The sequence below is a fragment of the Schumannella sp. GW821-FHT10F01 genome (genome assembly GCF_058809295.1).
Map to the genome: position 1 here is coordinate 44,750 of NZ_JBXASM010000002.1, position 20,668 is coordinate 65,417.

A 20,668-nucleotide genomic window follows, 5' to 3' on the forward strand; every position below is an offset into this window, starting at 1 on the left:
GACCTGAGCGGCGCGTCCGGTCTCAGACCTTCCGGAGCAGCACGCTCGAGACGGCGTGGCCGGAGTCCTTCCGCAGCACGGCGGAGGCCCGGGCGCGCGTCGGCAGGATGTTCTGCTCGAGGTTCGGCTCGTTGATGGAGCGCCAGATCTCGCGCGCGCGCTCGATCGCCTCCGGCTCGCTGAGCGACGCGTAGCGGTGGAAGTACGAGTCCGGGTCGGCGAACGCGCCGCGCTGCAGCCGGAGGAAGCGGCCCACGTACCACTCCTCGATGTCGGCGGTGCGCGCATCCACGTAGATCGAGAAGTCGAACAGGTCGCTGACGGCGAGCCGCGCGGCGGACACCGGCGGCTGCAGCACGTTGAGGCCCTCGACGATGAGGATGTCGGGCCGGTGCACGACGTTCACCTCGTCGGGCAGGATGTCGTAGCTCAGGTGCGAGTACACGGGCGCGGCGACCTCGGCGACGCCGCTCTTCACCTGGCTCACGAAGCGGAGCAGCGCCCGGCGGTCGTAGCTCTCCGGGAAGCCCTTGCGCTGCAGCAGCCCGCGGCGCTCGAGCTCCGCGTTCGGCAGCAGGAAGCCGTCGGTCGTGACGAGCTCGACGCGCGGCGTCTCCGCCCAGCGGCCGAGCAGCTCGCGCAGCAGGCGCGCGATCGTCGACTTGCCGACCGCGACCGAGCCGGCGACGCCGATCACGAACGGCGTGCGCGGGCCGTCCTGCCGGAGGAAGCCGCTCGTCGCCGTGTGGAGCGACTGCGCGCTCGCCGCGTACAGGCTCAGCAGCCGGCTCAGCGGCAGGTACACCTGGGCCACCTCGGTGATGTCGAGCGCGTCGCCGAGGCCCCTGAGCTGCTCGACGTCGGCCGACGTGAGCGGGTTCGGCGTCGCCCCCGCGAGGGCCGCCCAGTCGGCACGGGGGATCTCGAGGAACGGGGTCGACCCGCGCTGGTCGCCGGTGCCGTGGCTGTCGGACATCCCGACGAGCCTAGCGACGGCGGGCGCACGGCTCCGCTCTCGTAGACTCGGCGCCATGTGCGGCATCGTGGGCTACGTCGGATCGGGCAGCAGCCTCGAGGTTCTCGTCGGCGGTCTCCGTCGACAGGAGTACCGGGGCTACGACTCGGCGGGCGTCGCCGTGCTCGGAGCTGACGGCGCGCTCGGCGTGCGGAAGAAGGCCGGCAAGCTCGGCGTGCTCATCGACGAGCTCGCCGCCGCGCCGCTCCCCGACGGCGGCACGGGCATCGGCCACACCCGCTGGGCGACGCACGGCGGCCCCTCGGACGCGAACGCGCACCCGCACCTCGGCGACGACGGGCGCCTCGCCCTCATCCACAACGGCATCATCGAGAACTTCGCCGAGCTCCGGGCCGAGCTCGCCGCCGCGGCGGAGACCTTCACGAGCGAGACGGACTCGGAGGCCGCCGCGCTGCTCGTCGGGCGTGCCTACCGCGAGACGGGCGACCTCGCCGAGGCGCTCCGCACGGTCGCCGCGCGGCTGGAGGGCGCGTTCACGCTCCTCGTCGTGCACACCGACCAGCCCGGCGTCGTCGTCGGCGCCCGCCGCAACTCGCCCCTCGTGATCGGCCTCGGCGACGGCGAGAACTTCCTGGGATCGGATGTCGCCGCGTTCGTCGAGCACACCCGCCGCGCGATGGAGATCGGGCAGGACCAGATCGTCACCATCCGCCCCGACGCGGTGGAGGTCACCGACTTCGCCGGCGCCCCGGTCGAGACCCGCGAGTTCGAGATCGCCTGGGACGCCTCCGCCGCCGAGAAGGGCGGCTGGTCGAGCTTCATGAAGAAGGAGATCTCGGAGGAGCCGGAGGCGATCCGCAACACGGTGCGCGGCCGGGTTCACGAGGGCCGCGTCGTCATCCCCGAGCTCGAGGCCCACGACGACCTGCTCCGCGGCATCGACCGCGTCGTCGTCATCGCCTGCGGCACGGCGCTCTACGCCGGCCTGCTCGGCAAGTACGCGATCGAGGCGTGGGCGCGCGTGCCCGTGGATGTGGAGCTCTCGCACGAGTTCCGCTACTCCGACCCGGTGCTGACGCCCTCGACGCTCGTGGTGTCGGTGAGCCAGTCGGGCGAGACCATGGACACGCTCATGGCCGTGAAGTACGCCCGCGAGCACGGCGCGACGACCCTGTCGATCTGCAACGCGCAGGGCGCGACGATCCCGCGCGAGTCGGACGCGGTCGTCTACACGCACGCGGGGCCGGAGGTCGCGGTCGCCTCGACGAAGGCGTTCGTGGCGCAGGCGACGGCGCTCTACCTGTTCGGCCTCCACCTCGCCCGACTGCGCGGCACGCTCGACGCCGCGACGGAGGCGGACGCGATCGAGGAGCTGACGGCGCTGCCCGACAAGTCCGCCGCGGTCATCGCGAGCGCGTCCGAGCGGATCGAGGAGCTGGCGCACTGGATGGGCGACACGCAGTCGGTGCTCTTCCTCGGCCGCAACGTCGGCTACCCGATCGCGCTGGAGGGGGCGCTGAAGCTCAAGGAGCTCGCGTACATCCACGCCGAGGGCTTCGCCGCCGGCGAGCTGAAGCACGGCCCGATCGCGCTGATCGAGCCCGGCCAGGTCGTGTTCGTCGTCGTGCCGAGCCCGCGCCACCCCGGCTCGCTGCACAAGAAGGTGGTCTCGAACATCCAGGAGATCCGCGCCCGCGGCGCCCGCGTCATCGCCGTGGCCGAGCTCGGCGACGTCGAGGTCGTGCCGTACGCGGACGAGGTCATCCGGGTGCCGCTCGCCGGCCGCCTGTTCGAGCCGCTGCTCGCGGTCGCGCCGCTGCACATCTTCGGCATGGAGCTCGCCGCGGCCAAGGGGCTCGACGTCGACCAGCCGCGCAACCTCGCCAAGTCGGTGACGGTCGAGTAGGCCATGATCGCCGGCATCGGCGTCGACCTCGTCGACCTCGCGCGCTTCGAGCGCGCGCTGACGCGGACGCCGGTGCTCCGCGACCGCCTGTTCGCCGAGAGCGAACGCGGCCTGCCCCTGCGCTCCCTTGCCGGGCGGTTCGCCGCGAAGGAGGCCATCATCAAGGCCCTCGGCGAGTCGACCGGCGTGCGCTGGCTCGACATGGAGATCGTGCCCGACGAGCACGGCTCGCCCGGCGTGCGCGTCTCGGGCGGCGCCGCCGTGCTCGCGGCGGCGCGCGGCATCAGCTCGTGGCACGTGTCGATCACGCACGACAGCGGCGTCGCCGTCGCGATGGTGGTGGCAGAACGGTGAGCGGAGCCCCGCTGCGCGAGCTCCGCGTCGACCTCGACGCGGTCGCCGCGAACGTCGTCGCGGTCCGCCGCGCGGTCGGGCCGGTGCAGACGATGATCGTGGTGAAGGCCGACGCCTACGGACACGGTGCGGTGCCGGTGGCGCGGACGGCGGTGGAGGCCGGCGCCGAGTGGCTCGGCACGGCCGACCTCGACGAGGCCCTCGCCCTCCGAGCCGGCGGGATCACCGCGCCGGTGCTCTGCTGGCTGCACGGGCCGGCGACCGACTTCGCGCTCGCCGCCGAGGCGGGCATCGACGTCGGCATCAGCTCCCTCGACCAGCTCGAGCGTGCCGCGGCGGCGGGCGCGGTCGTGCAGCTCAAGGCCGATACCGGGCTGAGCCGGAACGGCATCCCGCCGGCCGACCTGCCCCGCGTGCTCGCGCGCGCCGCCGAGCTGCGCCGCACGGCGGGGCTGCACGTGCGGGGGCTGTTCAGCCACCTCGCGAACGCGGGCGCCGACGACACGACCCGTCAGAACGAGCGCTTCCGCTCGGCCCTCGAGGCCGCGACGGCCGCCGGTGTCGAGGTCGAACTCGCGCACCTCGCCGCGTCGGAGGCCGCGCTCACCCGCCCGGAGACCCGCTACGACCTCGTGCGCATCGGCATCGCGGCGTACGGCGTCGCGCCCGACCGCGCCGTCGACCCGCGCGCGCTGGGCCTCCGCGCCGCGATGGAGCTCTCCGCCGAGGTCGTCGCGGTGCGGCGGGTGCCGGCCGGCGAGGGCGTCTCGTACGGCTTCACCTACCGCGCCCCGCGCGAGACGACGCTGGCGCTCGTGCCGCTCGGCTACGCGGAGGGCGTGCCGCGCTCGGCGTCCGGGCGCGCGGAGGCCGCGATCGCCGGCGTCCGCCATCCGGTGGCCGGCCGGATCGCGATGGACCAGCTCGTGCTCGACGTGGGCGACGCGCCGGTGCGCGTCGGCGACCGCGCCGTGCTCTGGGGCGACGCGTCGACCGGGGCGCCGACCGCCGACGACTGGGCCGATGCGGCCGGGACGATCGGCTACGAGATCGTCACCCGGGCCGGTGGCCGCGCGGTGCGCACGCACGTCGGCGGCACCGCGTGACCGACCGCCGCGAGCTGACGGTGCCCGACACGGCGGCGATGGAGGCGCTCGGCGCGCGGCTGGCGGCCGTGCTCCGGGCCGGCGACCTCGTGCAGCTCGACGGGGAGCTCGGCGCCGGCAAGACCACGCTCACCCGCGGGATCGGCGCCGCGCTCGGCGTGCGCGGCGCCGTGACGAGCCCGACGTTCGTGCTCGCGCGCACGCACCCGACCGCGTCCGGTGCGCCGCTCGTGCACGTCGACGCCTACCGGCTGCGCAGCGCGGCGGAGCTCGACGACCTCGACATCGACTGGGACGGGTCCATCACGGTCGTGGAATGGGGCGCCGGCAAGCTCGACGGCGTCGCGGACTCGCTGCTGCGGATCGGGATCGAGCGGCGCACGGGTGCGAGCGCCGCGGTCGAGGACGACGGCGACGGCGACGGGCTCGAGGAGCCGCGCCGCGTCGTGATCGAGGGGTCCGGCCCGCGCTGGGACCCGCTGCCGGAGCTCGCCGGCTGACCGGCCTCGGCCGATCGGCTTCGGCGAGGCGCCTCAGTGCACGTGGTGCGCGGCGTGCGGGTCGTCGTAGCGGTCGCGGTGCCGCAGCCAGCCGAGCGCGTCCTGCCGCCCGAACGGCGTCATGTCGAGCACGACGTCGTAGTTCTGGGTCAGCTCGGTGCCGCGCGCGTAGGCCGAGTACTTGTGCAGCACGCGGTCGCCGTCGAGCAGGAAGGTCGAGTGCGCCGGCATGTCGTAGGCGACGTCGCCGGGGTCCGGCACCTCGCGGTAGTTGTACTCGGTGAGCCCTCGTGACGGGTCGATCCGGGTGCGGAAGCCGTCGGCGAAGTCCGTGCCGACCGCGGCGTAGATCGGGCGCTCCCAGCCCATCCGCTCGCGCATCCGCTCGATGGAGGCGAACGGGGCAGAGGCGACGAACTGCACGCTCGTGCGGGCCGCCGCGAAGTGCTCCATGCGGCCGAGGCTGTCGTAGAAGGCCGAGCAGCCGGGGCACGCCTCGTCGGAGTCGAGCCACATCATGTGGTGCACGAACAGCTGGGGCTGCCCGGCGAACAGCTCGCGCAGGCCGACCTCGCCCTCCGGCCCGACGAAGCGGTAGTCGCGGTCGACCTCGACGTACGGCAGCTCCCGCAGGACGCGGAGGGCGGCGTCGCGGGCGCGCGTGGCCGCCTTCTCCTGGGCGAGCAGCGCGATGCGCGCGGCGCGCCACTCGTCCGGCGACACGACGCGGGGCGGTCCGGGCGGGGCGTCGAACGGTGAGACGGCGTCGGTCATCGCGGTCCTCCTGGGGGTCGTCGACGCGCCGATCCGCGCGCCGTCGCAATGTGGACGCTGTTCACATTAGACGGCCGGCGACGGGTCGTCAACGCTACGATCGTCCCCGTGCTCCTGCTCGCGATCGACACCTCGGCGGGCACGAGCGTCGCGGTCGTCGACGGCGGCGACCGCGTGCTCGCGCAGCTCGACGAGACCGGCACCCGCTCCCACGCAGAGCGGATCGGCCCGCTGCTGCTCGGGGCGCTCGCCGACGCCGGCGTCGAGCCCGCCGCGCTCGGCGGCGTCGTCGCCGGCATGGGGCCGGGTCCGTTCACCGGGCTCCGCGTCGGCATCGCGGCCGCCCGCACGTTCGCGCGCGGCATCGGCGTGCCGGTGATCCCGGTCGCCTCCCACGACGCGGTCGCGCTCGACCGGTCCGCCTCCGCGCTCGTCGTGACGGATGCGCGCCGCCGCGAGGTCGCCTGGTCGGCGTACGCGGCGCCGGACGGCAGCGGCATCCCCGTGCGCCTCCGCGGGCCCGAGCTCGCCCGCGCGGACGCGCTCGACGCGGCGGTCGCCGGAATCGACGCGCGCGAGCGGGTCGCCGCCGCGGTCATCCCGGCCGGCGCGCTCGGGATGCTCGCCGCCCGGCTGCTGGCGGCGGGCCGCCCGACCGGGCCGGCGGAGCCGCTGTACCTGCGGGCGCCCGACGTCACGCCGTCCGACGGCCCGAAGCGGGTGACCGCGTGATCTGGACCCGACGGCGCGCCACCCTCGACGACCTGGAGCGGATCATGGCGATCGAGACCGTCACGTTCCCGGACGACGCGTGGTCGACGGCGTCCATGGCGGCCGAGCTCGCCTCGCCGCACGGCTACTACCTCGTCGCCGAGGACGCGCAGGGCGCGCTGATCGGCTACGCCGGGCTGCTCGCCCCGGATGCCGCCGGGCAGGGCGACGTGCAGACGCTGGCGGTGGTCGAGGCGGCCCGTCGGACCGGGATCGGCCGAGCGCTGCTGCGCGAGCTCCTGGCCGAGGCGGCGGCGCGGCGCGCCGACGAGGTCTTCCTCGAGGTGCGCGCCGACAACCCGGACGCGCAGGCCCTCTACGAGTCCGAGGGCTTCGAGCGGATCGCGACCCGTCCGCGCTACTACCGCGGCGGCATCGACGCCGTGATCATGCGCCGGCAGGCCGAGGGGAGCGCGTCGTGACCCGCGAGCCCCTCGTGCTCGGCATCGAGACGAGCTGCGACGAGACCGGCGTCGGGATCGTGCGCGGCCGTCGCCTGCTCGCCAACGTGATCGCCTCGTCGATGGACGAGCACGCGCGCTACGGCGGCGTCGTGCCGGAGGTCGCGGCCCGCGCCCACCTCGAGGCGATGACGCCGACCCTCGACGCGGCGCTGGCGGAGGCCGGGGTCGGCCTCGAGGACCTCGACGCGATCGCGGTCACCGCCGGGCCGGGGCTGGCGGGCGCGCTCATGGTCGGCGTCGGGGCCGCGAAGGGCCTCGCCGCCGCGACAGGACTGCCGCTGTACGGCGTGAACCACCTCGTCGGCCACGTCGGTGCCGACCTGCTCCACGGCGGCGAGGCGTCCGGCGACGGCGGCGAACTCGAACTGCCGACGATCGCGCTGCTCGTCAGCGGCGGCCACACCAGCCTCCTCGCCGTGCGCGACCTGCTCGACGACGTGGAGCTGCTCGGCGAGACCATCGACGACGCGGCGGGGGAGGCCTTCGACAAGGTCGCGCGGCTGCTCGGGCTGCCGTATCCCGGCGGACCGCAGATCGATCGCGCCGCCGCCGACGGCGATCCGCGCGCGATCCGGTTCCCCCGCGGCCTGACCGCTGCGAAGGACCGCGAGCGGCACCGCTTCGACTTCTCGTTCTCCGGTCTCAAGACCGCCGTCGCGCGACACGTCGAGGCGGCGCGCGACCGCGGCGAGGAGCCGGACGTCGGGGACGTGGCCGCGTCGTTCCGCGAGTCGGTCGTCGACGTGCTCACCGCGAAGGCCGTCGACGCCTGCCGGGAGCTCGGCATCCCGCGCCTGCTGCTCGGCGGCGGCGTCGTCGCCAACGCGCGGCTGCGGGAGGTGGCGGCGGAGCGGTGCGCGGAGGCCGGCATCGCCCTGCGCATCCCGCCGCTCTCGCTGTGCACGGACAACGGCGCCATGATCGCGGGGGTCGGCGCGCTGCTCGTCGCGGCCGGTCGTGCGCCCTCGGATCCGGCCTTCGGCGCCGATTCCACGCTGCCGGTCGAGTCGGTACAGGTCTGAGCACGCGGCGGGAATCCCCTCCGAAAGCGACGGGAATTCCGCTATCGTCGTTCGCATGACTGATGCACCCCCTCCCGGCCAGCCGCAGCAGCCGAGCCAGCCCGTCCAGCCCGGACAGCCGAGCTACCCGCCGGCCGGCGGCGCCACCCCGCCGCCGTACACCGGCGCCCCGAGCTACGCCGCCGGTCCCGCCGGCGGAGCCGGCTACGGCGGAGCCCCGGTCAAGAAGACCCCGCTGCTCAGCATCCTGTCGCTCGTCTTCGGCGGCGTCGGCTTCCTGTTCGGCTGGCTCGTGATCATCCCGTTCATCGGGTCGGTCCTGCAGCTCTTCTTCCCCGCCGCGGGCATCATCCTCGGCTTCCTCGCTCGCTCGCGCGAGCCCCAGGCGCCCAAGGGACTCTGGATCGCCGGCATCATCCTCGGCGCCATCGCACTGCTGGTCGCCATCGGCGCGGCCATCGCGTGGGGCGTCGCGGTCGCGAACTGCAGCGACCCGAGCGCCTGCACCTCCAGCTGACCCGGAACCGGATCTGAGGGCCGCGACCTGCGTCGCGGCCCTCTGCCGTCTCCGGACCACCCCGCACCGACCAGGAGCAGCCCGTGACCGAAACCCCGCAGCAGCCCGCCCAGCCGCCGCAGCCCGCCGGACCCGTCTACGGTCAGCCCGGCGCGCAGCCGCAGTACGGCCAGCCCGCATACGGGCAGCCGCAGTACCTCCAGTACCAGGCCGGTCCCGGCGGCGTGTACGCGCCGGTGGCGACCCCGCCGACGAACGGCCTCGCGATCGCGTCGCTCATCCTGTCGATCGTCGGGGTGCACCTCGGCGGCATCATCTGCGGGCACATCGCGCTCGGTCAGATCCGCCAGACCGGGCAGGGCGGTCGTGGTCTCGCGCTCGCCGGCATGATCATCGGCTACGTGTTCGCGGCGATCGTGGTGCTGACCCTGATCGGCACCCTGGTGATCTCGCTCGTCACCGGCGTGTTCATCTTCGGGGCGGCCGCCGCCGGCTCGAGCTGAGTCCTACGCGCGCTCGGCGAGGATCGCCACCCGGCGTCCGGCGACTCGCGTGAGCACGAGCGTGGCCGACGCGTCGCCGCGCGGGGCGAGTCGCCGGCGCAGCTCGGCCGGGTCGATGTCCACGCCGCGCTTCTTGATCTCCACCGTGCCGATGCCGCGGGACTCGAGCTCGCGCTTCAGCGTCCGCACGTCGAGCGGCAGCTCCGCGATCACCTGGAAGCGCTGCGCGAACGGCGTCCGGATCGCCGCGTCCGAGGTGATCCACGCGATCGTCGGATCGAGCATCCGGCCCGCCAGCCGCCGCGCGAGGTCGCCCACGAGGCGGGCGCGGATGACGGCGCCGTCCGGCTCGTACAGCCAGCCGCCCAGCGGACCGGGCTCCTCGTCCTCGGAGTCCGCCGGGGCGGTGAGCTCGTCCGCCGCGCCCTCGGACAGCACGAGCGCCGAGCGGCCGATGCCCGGGCGGGCGAGCGCGCCCGACCAGATCGCGAGCTCGACCACCTCGCGCCCCTCCGACACCCACTGCGCCTCCATGCCCTCCGGCAGCAGGTCGCGGTCGAGCCCCGGGCCGAGCTTGATGCCGGCCGGCAGTCGGCGGGCGAGGTCGAACGCGAAGTCGAGCGACGGCGACCAGTCGGCCGGGTCCGCGAGCCGGCGCGCGCCGCTGCGGCGTGCCGGGTCGAGCCAGACGGCATCCACGGCGGAGAGGTCCGCGTCCTCCGCGGAGCCCGCCAGCACGCGGGCGGCAGGGAACGGCGCGAGGTTGTAGGTCGCGACCGCGGCCGTCACCTCGTCCCGCTCCACCGCGGTCACGTCGAGGTCGAGCCCCGCGAGCGCGAGCGCGTCCGCCCCGATGCCGCAGCCGAGATCCGCGACGCGGCGCAGGCCGGCCTCGGCGAAGCGTCCCGCGTGCAGGGCCGCCACCCGCAGCCGCGTCGCCTGCTCGAGCCCGTCGGCGGTGAACAGCATCCGCGCGGCGAACGGCCCGAGCTTCGCGGCCGCGCGCTCGCGGAGGCGGGCCTGCGACAGCACCGCGGCGACGAGCTCGGGGGAGTGCCCGGCGGCCCGGAGAGCGGACACGGCGCCCACCACGTCGTGCCGGTCGGCGGACGCGCCCACCTCGTCGAGCAGCCGGAGCCCCTCGGGGGTGAGCAGCTCGCGCAGCGTGCCGGCATCCACGCGGCCACGATACGCGGGAGCGGATCTGGCACTCGCATTGAACGACTGCTAACGACGCGCTAGAGTCGTCCCTGGCACTCTCGCACGGAGAGCGCCAACGGACTTTGAGGAAAGAAGAGGTCTCCGCAGTGTCGGTCTCCATCAAGCCGCTCGAGGATCGCATCGTCATCCGCCAGGTCGACGCCGAGCAGGTCACCGCCTCCGGTCTCGTCATCCCGGACACCGCCAAGGAGAAGCCGCAGGAGGGCGAGGTCGTGGCCGTCGGCCCCGGTCGCGTCGACGACAACGGCAACCGCGTGCCCGTCGACGTCGCCGTGGGCGACATCGTGCTCTACTCCAAGTACGGCGGCACCGAGGTCAAGGTCGGCGGCGAGGACCTCCTCGTGCTGTCGGCCCGCGACGTGCTCGCCGTCGTCGAGCGCTGATCCGCTTCAGCAGCACCGCTCGTCACGAGCTCCGCGCCCCGCGCGCACCGAGAACGGCCCCGCCGGCATCCGCCGGCGGGGCCGTTCCGCGTCCGGGGGCCGCGCGATCCGGGGCCGCTTCCCCCGGCGCTAGCCTGAGCCGGTGAGCGCGCCCCGAACCGACCGCGCCGCACCCGGGGGCCTCGCGCTCGCCGTCGGCTCGTATCTCATCTGGGGCTTCCTCCCCGCCTTCTTCCTGCTCCTCGCGCCCGCGGGCCCGTTCGAGGTCGTCGGCTTCCGCATCCTGTTCGCGCTCGCGTTCTGCGCGCTGCTGCTCACCGTGCTCCGCGGCTGGGGTCCGCTCCTCGCGCTCCGCCGACGCCCGCGGGTGCTGCTGGCGCTCGGCGCGGCCGGCGTGCTCATCTACATCAACTGGACGGTGTTCGTCCTGGCCTCGCTCACCGGCCACGTCGTGGAGGGCTCGCTCGGCTACTTCATCAATCCGCTCGTCACCGTGCTGCTCGGCGTGATCGTGCTGCGGGAGCGCCTGCGGCCGGCCCAGTGGGCGGCGGTCGGCCTCTCCGCCGCGGCGGTGATCGTGATCTCGGTCGGCTACGGCCAGGTGCCGTGGATCTCGTTGGCGCTGGCCGGCTCGTTCGGCCTCTACGGCTTCGTCAAGAAGCAGCTCGGCGGCGGCGTCGACGCGCTGAGCGGCCTCGCCGTGGAGACCGCCTGGCTCACGCCGGTCGCGATCGCCCAGCTCGTCGTCGTGCAGGTGGTCGACGGGCTGACGTTCGGCGCGGACGGCCCGGTGCACGTGCTCCTGCTCGTGCTGGCCGGGCCGGTGACGGCCGTGCCGCTCCTGCTCTTCGCCGGCGCCGCGCGACGCCTCCCGCTCGTGCTCCTCGGGCTCACGCAGTACCTCACGCCGGTGATGCAGCTGCTCTTCGGCGTGCTGATCCTGCACGAGCGGATGACGGCCGAGCGGTGGGTCGGCTTCGCGATGGTGTGGCTCGCGCTCGCGGTGTTCACGTTCGACCAGCTGCGTGCCGCACGGGCCGCTCAGGTCACGGCCCGTTAACGATTGCGCCGCAAGACGGGAACGGACGCGTTTCGAAAAGAATCGGTCACATCCCGGAAACAAGGTCAGGGCTAAGGTGCATGCACGGCCGTCGGCGTGGACACGCCCTCAGCCCCTCCCCTGCATCACCTGCACAGAAAGGGTCCCACGTGACCGAACGAAACTGGCGCGCACGGCTCGTCGCCGGCGCAGCCGGAGCGGCGGCCATCGCCCTCCTCGTCGCTGGCTGTTCGACCGGCTCGGACACCGCCTCCGGCGACAAGTCGGGCGACACCGGGTCGGCGAAGGCGCTGACCGCGGCGAAGGAGTGCGCGTCGTCCGACGACTACTCGACGACGTTCAAGCTCGGCACCTTCCTGCCGCTCACCGGAAGCCTGGCCTACCTCGGCCCCGCGGCGATCTCCGGCAGCGGCGAGGCCCTGAGCGAGATCAACGAGGCCGGCGGCGTCAACGGCGCCCCTGCCTGCGTGATCGCGACGGACTCGAGCGACACCGACAACCCGACCATCGGCGACGCGTCGATCAAGAAGCTGCTCCAGGCGAAGGTCTCCGCCGTCCTGGGCGCCGAGTCCTCCAGCGTCACCAAGAACGTGATGGACCAGGTCTTCGCGGCCGAGACCGTCATGCTCTCGCCGGCCAACACGGCCGACGATCTGTCGGGCGTCTCCCCCTGGTACTTCCGCACCGCCCCGGCCAACTCGGTCGAGGCGAACGCGCTGGGCAACCAGATCCTCAGCGACGGCCGCACCAACGTGGCCTTCCTCACCTTCAACGACGCCTACGGCATCAACCTCCGCGACGGGATCCAGAAGACCGTCGAGGGCGGCGGCGGCAAGGTCGTCTACGGCGCATCGGGAGCCGGTCAGGACTTCCCGAGCACGGAGACGAACTTCGGCTCGATCGCCAGCGCGGTCCTCGCGACCTCGCCGGACGCCATCGTCATCGTCGCGTTCGACCAGACGAAGGCGATCATCCCCGCCCTCGTGCAGGCCGGCTGGGACATGAAGGACAGCTACCTCGTGGACGGCAACTTCGCCGACTTCTCGAAGGACTTCGACTCAGGCACCATGACCGGCGCCCAGGTGACGTCGCAGGGCGTCTACCCGAACAAGGACTTCCGCGAGACGCTGAACGCCTGGTACCAGAAGAACTCCAAGAAGTCGGTCGACGACTTCGGGTACGGCGCCGAGTCGTACGACGGCGTGATGCTGATGGCCCTGGCGGCGCAGAAGGGCGGCGCGTCCGACCCGGCGACCATCAAGGACAACCTGCACGCGGTGTCCGGTGCGAGCGGCGGCGAGGAGTGCAAGACCTACAAGGACTGCCTCGCCCTGCTGAAGGACGGCAAGGACATCCACTACGTGGGCGTCTCCGGCGTGGGGCCGTTCAACGACCTCAACGACCCGTCCACCGGCTACATCTCGGTCTACAAGTACAAGGCCGACGGCTCCTACGAGTGGGTGAGCTCGGTCAAGGGCTGATCTGTCATCGACCTGCGGGGCCCGGAGCGATCCGGGCCCCGTGGGCCGCCCAGCCGATCCGACCCTGACCAGACCCCACGGGAGGTCCCCCCGTGCGCATCCGACGCACCGTGCGGCTCGCCGCACTCCTGATCGTCGGCGGAGTCCTCGCCGGAGCACTGTCGCTCCTCGGCGCCGACACCGCCACCGCGGCCCCGGTGCCGCGACCCGTCACCGCCGCCGAGGTCGATCTGACCTGTCTGCCCGGCCCGACCAACGGCTGCATCAAGGGCACGCTGCGCGACGCGGACGGCGACGCCATCGCCAAGGCGAAGATCGCCGTCACCGGCCCCGAGGGCGATGACGTCACCGCCACCACGAACAAGGCGGGCCAGTTCGGCTTCACCGTCGACGCCGAGGGCTCGTACACGATCGCGCTCGACACGAAGACCCTCCCGAAGGGCCTCAAGGTCGCGGAGCCGGAGCTCACCCGCGACGTGAAGTTCCAGTTCCTCGCCGCAGCGGTGTTCGCCATCGAGGGCACGCAGAGCGGCGACACCGCGCCGACCGCGGCGAGCAGCGCCTTCGCGAACCGGCTCTGGCAGCAGGCGGCCTCCGGCCTCCGGCTCGGCCTGCTGCTCGCCCTGGCGTCCATCGGCCTCTCGCTGGTCTACGGCACCACCGGCCTGGCGAACTTCGCGCACGCCGAGCAGGTGACCCTCGGCGGCGTGCTCGCCTACGGCTTCGCCCGCGGGCTCGGGCTCAACCTGATCCTCGCGATCGCGCTCTCCGTCGTGATCTGCGCGATCACCGGCTATCTCCAGGACAAGTTCATCTGGGCCCCCCTGCGCCGCAAGGGCCTCGGGATCAGCCAGCTCATGATCGTCACGATCGGCCTCTCGCTCGCGCTGGAGTACGTGTTCCAGTACTTCATCGGCGGCGGCACCGTGGCCATCACGACCGCGATCGAGAAGAACGTGGGCCCGCTGACCCCGTCGTCGTACGTGTCGATGGCCATCGCGGCGGTCGTCCTCGTGGCGGTGGGGCTGTTCCTCATGTTCACCCGCATCGGCAAGGCCACCCGCGCCGTGTCCGACAACCGGGCGCTCGCGGCAGCCTCCGGCATCGACGTCGACCGCATCATCCGGCTGGTCTGGATCATCGGCACCGGCCTCGCCGGCCTCGGCGGCGTGCTCTACACGATCGTCATGCACGGCGTCCGCTGGGACACCGGACTGCAGATCCTGCTGATGATGTTCGCCGCGGTGACCCTCGGCGGGCTCGGGACGGCGTTCGGCGCCCTCATCGGCTCGCTCATCATCGGCATGGTCGTCGAGCTGTCCAACATCGTGCTGCCGAGCGACCTGAAGTACGCCACGGCACTGTTCATCCTCATCGTCATCCTCGTCTTCCGGCCCCAGGGCATCCTGGGGCGGCGGGCGCGGGTGGGCTGAGCGGAAAGGGACCCCCATGGACTTCCTGGGAGATCTGCTCGTCGATTTCGGGCAGTCGGCGTTCTCGCCGATCACGGCGGCGTTCATCATCGCCGCCATCGGCCTCAACGTGCACTTCGGCTTCACCGGACTGCTGAACTTCGGGCAGGCGGCCTTCATGCTGGTCGGCGCCTACGGCTTCTCGATCAGCCAGAAGTTCGGTGCGCCGCTGTGGCTCGCGGTGATCATCGCGGTCGTCGCGACCGCCCTGTTCGCCCTGCTGCTCGGCCTGCCGACGCTGCGGCTGCGCGGCGACTACCTCGCGATCGTGATGATCGCGGCGGCGGAGATCGTGCGAATCGTCGGGGCGAACTCGGTGCTGCAGCCCCTCACCGGCGGCGTGCTCGGCGTGCCGCGCGCCAGCTACGCGAAGGAGTTCGAGTCGCTCTCGCCCTTCGCCGGCGGGGTGGCGCATATCGGGCCCTACAGCAAGCCGTGGACGGCGGGCGGCGACAGCATCTGGCTGCGCCTCGTCGCGTTCGGCCTGGTGATCCTGCTGGCGCTGCTCGTCTGGCTCGTGACGCGCGGGCCGTGGGGCCGGGTGCTCAAGGCGATCCGCGAGGACGAGGATGCCGCGCGCAGCCTCGGCAAGGACGTCTACGCCCGCAAGCTGCAGGCGCTCGTGGTCGGCGGCGTGATCGGCGGCTTCGGCGGCATGGTCTACGCGCTGTCCGCCTCGGTGCAGCCGGACTCGCTCGGCCGGACGACGACCTACCTGGTCTGGACCTGTCTGCTCCTCGGCGGCGCGGCCACCGTGTTCGGCCCGATCCTCGGCAGCGTGATCTACTTCGTCGGCCGCATCGCGATCCAGGACATCGCGGCCGAGTTCATCCCGCCGTCGATCATGAACTCCCAGCAGGTTCCGCAGTTCACGTGGATCCTGGTGGGTGTCGGCCTCATGCTGCTGGTCATCTTCCGGCCGCAGGGCATCCTCGGGAACCGGAAGGAGATGGCGTTCGAATGACGGACACCACGGAGCGCATGGCGCACGGATTCCCGTACCCGTTCGACCGGCCGGCGCTGCGCGCGGAGCTGGCGCAGATCGAGCGGGTGCCGGGGGTCGCCAAGCCGGACCCGATCCTCCGCGTCGACAACATGGAGCGCCACTTCGGCGGGCTCAAGGCCGTCGACGTGGGCCACCTCGAGGTGCAGCGCGGCGCGATCACGGCCCTCATCGGCCCGAACGGCGCCGGCAAGACCACGTTCTTCAACCTCATCACCGGCTTCGACAAGCCGAGCCCGTCGAGCACGGGCGCGACCGGGTGGGAGTTCAACGGCAAGTCGCTGCGGCACACGGGCGCGGCGTCGGCCGCACGACTCGGCATGGTTCGCACGTTCCAGCTCACCAAGGTGCTCTCGCGCATGACGGTGCTCGACAACATGATGCTCGGCGCCCAGGACCAGCGCGGCGAGAGCTTCTTCCTGTCGTTCCTCAAGCCCCTCTGGGGTGCGAAGGACCGCGAGATCCGCGAGCGCGCGCTCGAGCTGCTGCAGCGCTTCAAGCTCTACGAGAAGCGGGACGACTACGCCGGGAGCCTGTCCGGCGGCCAGCGCAAGCTGCTCGAGATGGCGCGGGCGCTCATGTCCGATCCGTCGCTCGTCATGCTCGACGAGCCGATGGCCGGCGTGAACCCGGCGCTGACGCAGTCGCTGCTCGACCACATCCAGGAGCTTCGGAACGACGGCACCACCGTGCTGTTCGTGGAGCACGACATGCACATGGTGCGCTTCATCTCCGACTGGGTGGTGGTCATGGCCGAGGGCAAGGTGGTCGCCGAGGCGCCGCCTGCCGAGGTCATGAAGGACCCGGCCGTGGTCGACGCCTACCTCGGCGCGCACCACGACACCGATCTCGGCGACGACGCGCTGCTGGCGGAGGGCGAGTCGATGGACGCGCTCGTCGCCGAGGGCAAGGGATCGACGCCGCGGCGCGGCCGCGGCGCGACAGGGAAGGACTGACCATGGCCGACACCGGCACCCCGGTCATCGAGGCGAAGGACCTCGTCGCCGGCTACCTCCCCGGCATCAACATCCTCAACGGCTGCAACATCACCGCGAACGCCGGCGAGCTCATCGGCATCATCGGCCCGAACGGCGCCGGCAAGTCGACGCTGCTCAAGGCGCTGTTCGGCCTCGTGCCGGTGCGCGGCGGGCACGTGAAGCTCAAGGGCGAGGACATCACCAACCTCAAGGCGAACAAGCTCGTGCAGCAGGGCGTGGCGTTCGTTCCGCAGACGAACAACGTGTTCCCGTCGCTGACCATCCAGGAGAACCTGGAGATGGGCATGTTCCTCCGGCCGAGGGAGGTCAAGGACCGCCTCGAGGTCGTCTTCGACCTGTTCCCGGTGCTCGAGTCGCGCCGCTCGGTGCGCGCCGGCGGCCTGTCCGGCGGCGAGCGGCAGTCCGTCGCGATGGCGCGGGCGCTCATGATGAACCCGTCGGTGCTCCTGCTCGACGAGCCGTCCGCCGGCCTCTCGCCGGTGCGCCAGGACGAGACCTTCATCCGCACCCGCAAGATCAACAAGACCGGCGTGACCGTGATCATGGTCGAGCAGAACGCCCGCCGCTGCCTGCAGATCTGCGACCGCGGCTACGTGCTCGACCTCGGCAAGAACTCGCACTCCGGCACCGGCCGCGAGCTGGCGAACGATCCGAAGGTCATCGAGCTGTACCTCGGCACGCTGGCCGAGGACGTCAGCCACACCTGATCCGAACAGCCCGCCGCGCCGCCGCGTCCGGCGGCGCGGCGCGCGCGGATGTAGCATTCCGTATCCGGTTCCACCGCCGCAGCCGGGCCCCTCGCCACCCTGCTCTCGAAGGACTCCACGGACGCATGGATCAGCCGGACCCGTTCGGTTTCATCGGACTCACCTACGACGACGTGATGCTCCTGCCCGGGCACACGGACGTCATCCCCAGCGAGGCGGACACCTCGACCCGCCTCACCCGCCGCATCCGGCTCGCCTCGCCGCTCGTCTCGAGCGCGATGGACACCGTCACGGAGTCGCGGATGGCGATCGCCATGGCCCGCCAGGGCGGCCTCGGCGTGCTGCACCGCAACCTCTCCATCGACGACCAGGCGACGCACGTCGACAAGGTGAAGCGCTCGGAGTCGGGGATGATCTCGAACCCCGTCACGACGACGCCGGACGCGTCCGTGGCCGAGGTCGACGCGATCTGCGGCCAGTTCCGCGTCTCCGGCCTGCCGGTCGTCGAGGCCGACGGCACGCTCGTCGGCATCATCACCAACCGCGACATGCGCTTCGTCTCGCCGTTCGAGAAGGAGTCGACGCTCGTCCGCGACGTCATGACGAAGACCCCGCTCATCACCGCGCCCGTCGGGATCGACCCGGACGACGCGATCGCGATCTTCGCCCAGCACCGCATCGAGAAGCTGCCGCTCGTCGACCCCGCCGGCCGCCTCGGCGGGCTCATCACGGTCAAGGACTTCGAGAAGACGGAGAAGTACCCGAACGCGACGAAGGACGACGCCGGTCGCCTCCGCGTCGGCGCCGCGATCGGCTTCTTCGGCGACGCCTGGGACCGTGCCGGCGCGCTGCTCGACGCCGGGGTGGACGTGATCGTCGTCGACACCGCGAACGGCGACTCGGCCGGCGTGCTCGACATCATCCGCCGTCTCAAGGCCGACCCCGCGTTCGCCGGGGTCGATGTGATCGGCGGCAACGTGGCCACCCGCTCCGGCGCGCAGGCGCTCGTCGACGCGGGCGCCGACGCCATCAAGGTCGGCGTCGGACCGGGCTCGATCTGCACCACCCGCGTCGTCGCCGGCGTCGGCGTGCCGCAGGTGACCGCGGTCTACGAGGCCTCCCTCGCCGCGCGCGAGACCGGCATCCCGGTCATCGCCGACGGCGGCCTGCAGTACTCGGGCGACATCGCGAAGGCGCTCGTCGCCGGCGCCGACTCCGTCATGCTCGGCTCGCTGCTCGCCGGCACGGACGAGAGCCCGGGCGAGCTGGTCTACGCGAACGGCAAGCAGTTCAAGAACTACCGGGGCATGGGCTCGCTCGGCGCGCTGCAGACCCGCGGCAAGAAGACCTCGTACTCGCGCGACCGCTACTTCCAGGCTGACGTGCCGAGCGACGCGCAGCTCATCCCCGAGGGCATCGAGGGCCGCGTGCCCTACCGCGGCGCCCTCGCCGCGACCGTCTACCAGCTCGTCGGCGGCCTCCGCCAGTCGATGTTCTACGTCGGCGCGCGCACCATCGACGACCTGAAGATGAACGGCCGCTTCGTGCGCATCACGCCGGCGGGGCTCAAGGAGTCGCACCCGCACGACATCCAGATGACCGTCGAGGCGCCGAACTACACGCGCTGACCCGGCCGCTCTCGGCTAGTCTGGTCGGCTCGCCGTCCGGCGGGCGTCCCTCCCTCGCGGGAGCGGGCCTCCGATCGGGACGGGAGCCGGCCATGCCGCACATCGATGTCGCGGGCGTCTCGCTCGCCCTCGACGACGGACGGCCGCTGCTCGACGACGTCTCGTTCCGGGTCGGCGAGGGCAGCACGTCGGCGCTGATCGGCGCGAACGGCGCCGGCAAGTCCACGCTGCTCCGGCTCATCCGAGGGGCCGCGCGTCCGGACTCCGGGGTGATCTCGCTCGACGGCTCCCTCGGCGTGATGCGCCAGTTCATCGGGCAGGTACGCGACGACTCCACGGTCGAGGACCTGCTCGTCTCCGTCGCGCCGCCCGCCGTCCGCACCGCCGCGCGGACCCTCGCCCGCGCGGAGGAGGCGATCATGGAGCGCGACGAGACGGACACCCAGCTCGCCTACGCCTCGGCGCTCGCCGACTACGCGGACGCCGGCGGCTACGAGGCGGAGACGCACTGGGACACCTGCACCATCGCGGCGCTCGGCGTGCCGTGGGAGCGGGCGCGCTACCGGAAGGTCACGACGCTGAGCGGCGGCGAGCAGAAGCGGCTCGTGCTCGAGGCGCTGCTGCGCGGGCCGGACGACCTGCTGCTGCTCGACGAGCCCGACAACTACCTCGACGTGCCCGGCAAGCGGTGGCTGGAGGAGTCGCTCCGCTCGACCCCGAAGACCGTGCTGCTCGTCAGCCACGACCGCGAGCTGCTCGCCCGCGCCGCCGACCGGATCGTCACGCTCGAGCTCGGGCCCGCCGGCAGCACGGCCTGGACCCACGGCGGCGGCTTCGGCAGCTACCACGCCGCCCGCGACGAGCGGATGGCGCGGCTCGAGGAGCTGCTGCGGCGCTGGGACGAGCAGCACGCGAAGCTGCGCGCGTTCGTCGCGGCGATGAAAGTCAAGGCCACCGCGAACGACGCGTTCGCCCCGAAGTACCAGGCGGCGAAGACCCGGCTCAAGCGCTTCGAGGACGCCGGGCCGCCGCAGGCGCGGGCGGTCGAGCAGCACGTGCGGATGCGCCTCGCCGGCGCGCGGACGGGCCGACGGGTCGTCGTCGCCGAGTCGCTCGAGCTGACCGGGCTGATGGCGCCGTTCGACCTCGAGGTCTGGTTCGGCGAGCGGGTCGCGGTGCTCGGCTCGAACGGCTCGGGCAAGTCGCACTTCCTGCGGCTGCTCGCGAAGGGCGGCACCGACCCGGAGCCGCGCGAGGGCCACCTCACCGAGATCGGGGCGGCGCTCGACCCGGTCGGGCACTCCGGCGTCGCGCGCCTCGGCGCCCGCGTCGTGCCCGGCTGGTTCGCCCAGGCGCACGAGCACCCGGCCATGGTCGGGCGGACGCTGCTCGACATCCTGTTCCGCGGCGACGACCACCGCGACGGCATGGGGCGGGAGGCCGCGAGCCGGGCGCTCGACCGCTACGGCCTCGCCGGCGCGGCGGAGCAGACGTTCGAGTCGCTCAGCGGCGGCCAGCAGGCCAGGCTGCAGATCCTGCTGCTCGAGCTCAGCGGCACGACGCTCCTGCTGCTCGACGAGCCGACCGACAACCTCGACCTCGTGTCGGCGGAGGCGCTGCAGGACGCGCTCGAGCGCTTCGAGGGCACCGTGCTCTGCGTGACGCACGACCGCTGGTTCGCCCGCGGCTTCGATCGCTTCCTGGTGTTCGGCCAGGACGGGCGGGTGTTCGAGTCGGCCGAGCCGGTGTGGGACGAGGGCCGCGTCGCGCGCGCCCGCTGAGCTGCCGGGGGAGACATCCGGCGACCGTCGGCCTACGCTGT

Annotated in this window: 21 protein-coding genes; 18 read left to right on the forward strand and 3 right to left on the reverse strand. The window is 72.8% G+C overall.

Annotated features, from left to right (window positions below; all coding sequences use genetic code 11):
• Positions 1–22: 22 nt before the first annotated feature.
• Positions 23–976, reverse strand: a complete 954-nt coding sequence (coaA, locus tag AC1RSJ_RS03230) for a type I pantothenate kinase (protein WP_493116898.1) — start codon at positions 974–976, stop codon at positions 23–25.
• Positions 977–1,031: 55 nt separating this feature from the next.
• On the opposite strand from coaA, the gene glmS reads away from it, so the two are divergent.
• From glmS to tsaE, 4 genes are read left to right on the forward strand one after another with little or no spacing between them, the layout of a single operon-like run.
• Positions 1,032–2,882, forward strand: a complete 1,851-nt coding sequence (gene glmS, locus AC1RSJ_RS03235; protein WP_493116899.1) for a glutamine--fructose-6-phosphate transaminase (isomerizing) — start codon at positions 1,032–1,034, stop codon at positions 2,880–2,882.
• A gap of 3 nt (positions 2,883–2,885) precedes the next feature.
• On the forward strand, positions 2,886–3,236 hold the full coding sequence (locus AC1RSJ_RS03240) for a holo-ACP synthase (RefSeq protein WP_493116900.1): 351 nt from the start codon (positions 2,886–2,888) through the stop codon (positions 3,234–3,236).
• The gene (gene alr / locus AC1RSJ_RS03245; RefSeq protein ID WP_493116901.1) at positions 3,233–4,342 is read left to right on the forward strand and encodes an alanine racemase; all 1,110 of its coding nucleotides are present in this window, start codon (positions 3,233–3,235) and stop codon (positions 4,340–4,342) included. Before AC1RSJ_RS03240 ends, alr begins: the two co-directional genes overlap by 4 nt.
• Before the next feature lie 38 nt (positions 4,343–4,380).
• Positions 4,381–4,842, forward strand: a complete 462-nt coding sequence (gene tsaE, locus AC1RSJ_RS03250) for a tRNA (adenosine(37)-N6)-threonylcarbamoyltransferase complex ATPase subunit type 1 TsaE (protein ID WP_493117214.1) — start codon at positions 4,381–4,383, stop codon at positions 4,840–4,842.
• Between the two features lie 33 nt (positions 4,843–4,875).
• On the opposite strand, the gene AC1RSJ_RS03255 is transcribed toward tsaE, so the two are convergent.
• Positions 4,876–5,616: a DUF899 family protein gene (locus AC1RSJ_RS03255; RefSeq protein WP_493116902.1), complete on the reverse strand. Its 741-nt coding sequence runs from the start codon at positions 5,614–5,616 to the stop codon at positions 4,876–4,878.
• A gap of 108 nt (positions 5,617–5,724) precedes the next feature.
• Here AC1RSJ_RS03255 and tsaB point away from each other — a divergent pair, with 108 nt between their 5' ends.
• The 5 genes from tsaB to AC1RSJ_RS03280 all read left to right on the forward strand — a co-directional run bounded on the left by tsaB (position 5,725) and on the right by AC1RSJ_RS03280 (position 8,893).
• Positions 5,725–6,348: a tRNA (adenosine(37)-N6)-threonylcarbamoyltransferase complex dimerization subunit type 1 TsaB gene (gene tsaB / locus AC1RSJ_RS03260; RefSeq protein WP_493116903.1), complete on the forward strand. Its 624-nt coding sequence runs from the start codon at positions 5,725–5,727 to the stop codon at positions 6,346–6,348.
• Complete coding sequence (gene rimI, locus AC1RSJ_RS03265; protein WP_493116904.1) at positions 6,345–6,809, forward strand: ribosomal protein S18-alanine N-acetyltransferase; 465 nt, start codon at positions 6,345–6,347, stop codon at positions 6,807–6,809. The genes tsaB and rimI overlap by 4 nt, the downstream gene beginning before the upstream one ends.
• Positions 6,806–7,873 carry a tRNA (adenosine(37)-N6)-threonylcarbamoyltransferase complex transferase subunit TsaD gene (tsaD, locus tag AC1RSJ_RS03270; RefSeq protein WP_493116905.1) on the forward strand — a complete coding sequence of 356 codons (1,068 nt, stop codon included), beginning with the start codon at positions 6,806–6,808 and terminating at the stop codon, positions 7,871–7,873. Before rimI ends, tsaD begins: the two co-directional genes overlap by 4 nt.
• A gap of 55 nt (positions 7,874–7,928) precedes the next feature.
• The gene (locus tag AC1RSJ_RS03275; RefSeq protein ID WP_493116906.1) at positions 7,929–8,390 is read left to right on the forward strand and encodes a DUF4190 domain-containing protein; all 462 of its coding nucleotides are present in this window, start codon (positions 7,929–7,931) and stop codon (positions 8,388–8,390) included.
• Between the two features lie 83 nt (positions 8,391–8,473).
• Positions 8,474–8,893, forward strand: a complete 420-nt coding sequence (locus AC1RSJ_RS03280) for a DUF4190 domain-containing protein (protein WP_493116907.1) — start codon at positions 8,474–8,476, stop codon at positions 8,891–8,893.
• 3 nt (positions 8,894–8,896) lie between these two features.
• Here AC1RSJ_RS03280 and AC1RSJ_RS03285 read toward each other — a convergent pair whose 3' ends face one another.
• A complete protein-coding gene (locus AC1RSJ_RS03285) occupies positions 8,897–10,072 on the reverse strand; it encodes a class I SAM-dependent methyltransferase (protein WP_493116908.1) in 1,176 nt (391 codons plus the stop codon).
• Positions 10,073–10,200: 128 nt separating this feature from the next.
• Here AC1RSJ_RS03285 and groES point away from each other — a divergent pair, with 128 nt between their 5' ends.
• The 9 genes from groES to AC1RSJ_RS03330 all read left to right on the forward strand — a co-directional run bounded on the left by groES (position 10,201) and on the right by AC1RSJ_RS03330 (position 20,627).
• Positions 10,201–10,497, forward strand: coding sequence for a co-chaperone GroES (gene groES / locus AC1RSJ_RS03290; RefSeq protein ID WP_493116909.1), 297 nt, complete (start codon positions 10,201–10,203; stop codon positions 10,495–10,497).
• Positions 10,498–10,639: 142 nt separating this feature from the next.
• Positions 10,640–11,557 (forward strand): EamA family transporter RarD, encoded by a 918-nt coding sequence (rarD, locus tag AC1RSJ_RS03295; RefSeq protein WP_493116910.1) that lies wholly within the window; start codon positions 10,640–10,642, stop codon positions 11,555–11,557.
• A gap of 149 nt (positions 11,558–11,706) precedes the next feature.
• Positions 11,707–13,038, forward strand: a complete 1,332-nt coding sequence (locus AC1RSJ_RS03300; protein ID WP_493116911.1) for an ABC transporter substrate-binding protein — start codon at positions 11,707–11,709, stop codon at positions 13,036–13,038.
• A gap of 92 nt (positions 13,039–13,130) precedes the next feature.
• Positions 13,131–14,471 carry a branched-chain amino acid ABC transporter permease gene (locus AC1RSJ_RS03305; protein ID WP_493116912.1) on the forward strand — a complete coding sequence of 447 codons (1,341 nt, stop codon included), beginning with the start codon at positions 13,131–13,133 and terminating at the stop codon, positions 14,469–14,471.
• A gap of 16 nt (positions 14,472–14,487) precedes the next feature.
• On the forward strand, positions 14,488–15,474 hold the full coding sequence (locus AC1RSJ_RS03310) for a branched-chain amino acid ABC transporter permease (RefSeq protein WP_493116913.1): 987 nt from the start codon (positions 14,488–14,490) through the stop codon (positions 15,472–15,474).
• Positions 15,471–16,469, forward strand: coding sequence for an ABC transporter ATP-binding protein (locus tag AC1RSJ_RS03315; protein ID WP_493116914.1), 999 nt, complete (start codon positions 15,471–15,473; stop codon positions 16,467–16,469). Before AC1RSJ_RS03310 ends, AC1RSJ_RS03315 begins: the two co-directional genes overlap by 4 nt.
• A 2-nt stretch (positions 16,470–16,471) precedes the next feature.
• The gene (locus AC1RSJ_RS03320; RefSeq protein WP_493116915.1) at positions 16,472–17,218 is read left to right on the forward strand and encodes an ABC transporter ATP-binding protein; all 747 of its coding nucleotides are present in this window, start codon (positions 16,472–16,474) and stop codon (positions 17,216–17,218) included.
• 125 nt (positions 17,219–17,343) lie between these two features.
• A complete protein-coding gene (gene guaB, locus AC1RSJ_RS03325) occupies positions 17,344–18,846 on the forward strand; it encodes an IMP dehydrogenase (RefSeq protein ID WP_493116916.1) in 1,503 nt (500 codons plus the stop codon).
• A 92-nt stretch (positions 18,847–18,938) separates the two neighbouring features.
• Positions 18,939–20,627 carry an ABC-F family ATP-binding cassette domain-containing protein gene (locus AC1RSJ_RS03330; protein WP_493116917.1) on the forward strand — a complete coding sequence of 563 codons (1,689 nt, stop codon included), beginning with the start codon at positions 18,939–18,941 and terminating at the stop codon, positions 20,625–20,627.
• The last annotated feature ends 41 nt before the right edge of the window (positions 20,628–20,668 follow it).

Coding starts and splice junctions, on each gene's coding strand:
- AC1RSJ_RS03275 (WP_493116906.1), top strand. CDS start 7,929: ATGACTGATGCACCCCCTCCCGGCCAGCCGCAGCAGCCGAGCCAGCCC.
- AC1RSJ_RS03310 (WP_493116913.1), top strand. CDS start 14,488: ATGGACTTCCTGGGAGATCTGCTCGTCGATTTCGGGCAGTCGGCGTTC.
- coaA (WP_493116898.1), bottom strand. CDS start 976: ATGTCCGACAGCCACGGCACCGGCGACCAGCGCGGGTCGACCCCGTTC.
- guaB (WP_493116916.1), top strand. CDS start 17,344: ATGGATCAGCCGGACCCGTTCGGTTTCATCGGACTCACCTACGACGAC.
- AC1RSJ_RS03255 (WP_493116902.1), bottom strand. CDS start 5,616: ATGACCGACGCCGTCTCACCGTTCGACGCCCCGCCCGGACCGCCCCGC.
- AC1RSJ_RS03330 (WP_493116917.1), top strand. CDS start 18,939: ATGCCGCACATCGATGTCGCGGGCGTCTCGCTCGCCCTCGACGACGGA.
- glmS (WP_493116899.1), top strand. CDS start 1,032: ATGTGCGGCATCGTGGGCTACGTCGGATCGGGCAGCAGCCTCGAGGTT.
- AC1RSJ_RS03240 (WP_493116900.1), top strand. CDS start 2,886: ATGATCGCCGGCATCGGCGTCGACCTCGTCGACCTCGCGCGCTTCGAG.
- tsaE (WP_493117214.1), top strand. CDS start 4,381: ATGGAGGCGCTCGGCGCGCGGCTGGCGGCCGTGCTCCGGGCCGGCGAC.
- AC1RSJ_RS03315 (WP_493116914.1), top strand. CDS start 15,471: ATGACGGACACCACGGAGCGCATGGCGCACGGATTCCCGTACCCGTTC.
- AC1RSJ_RS03320 (WP_493116915.1), top strand. CDS start 16,472: ATGGCCGACACCGGCACCCCGGTCATCGAGGCGAAGGACCTCGTCGCC.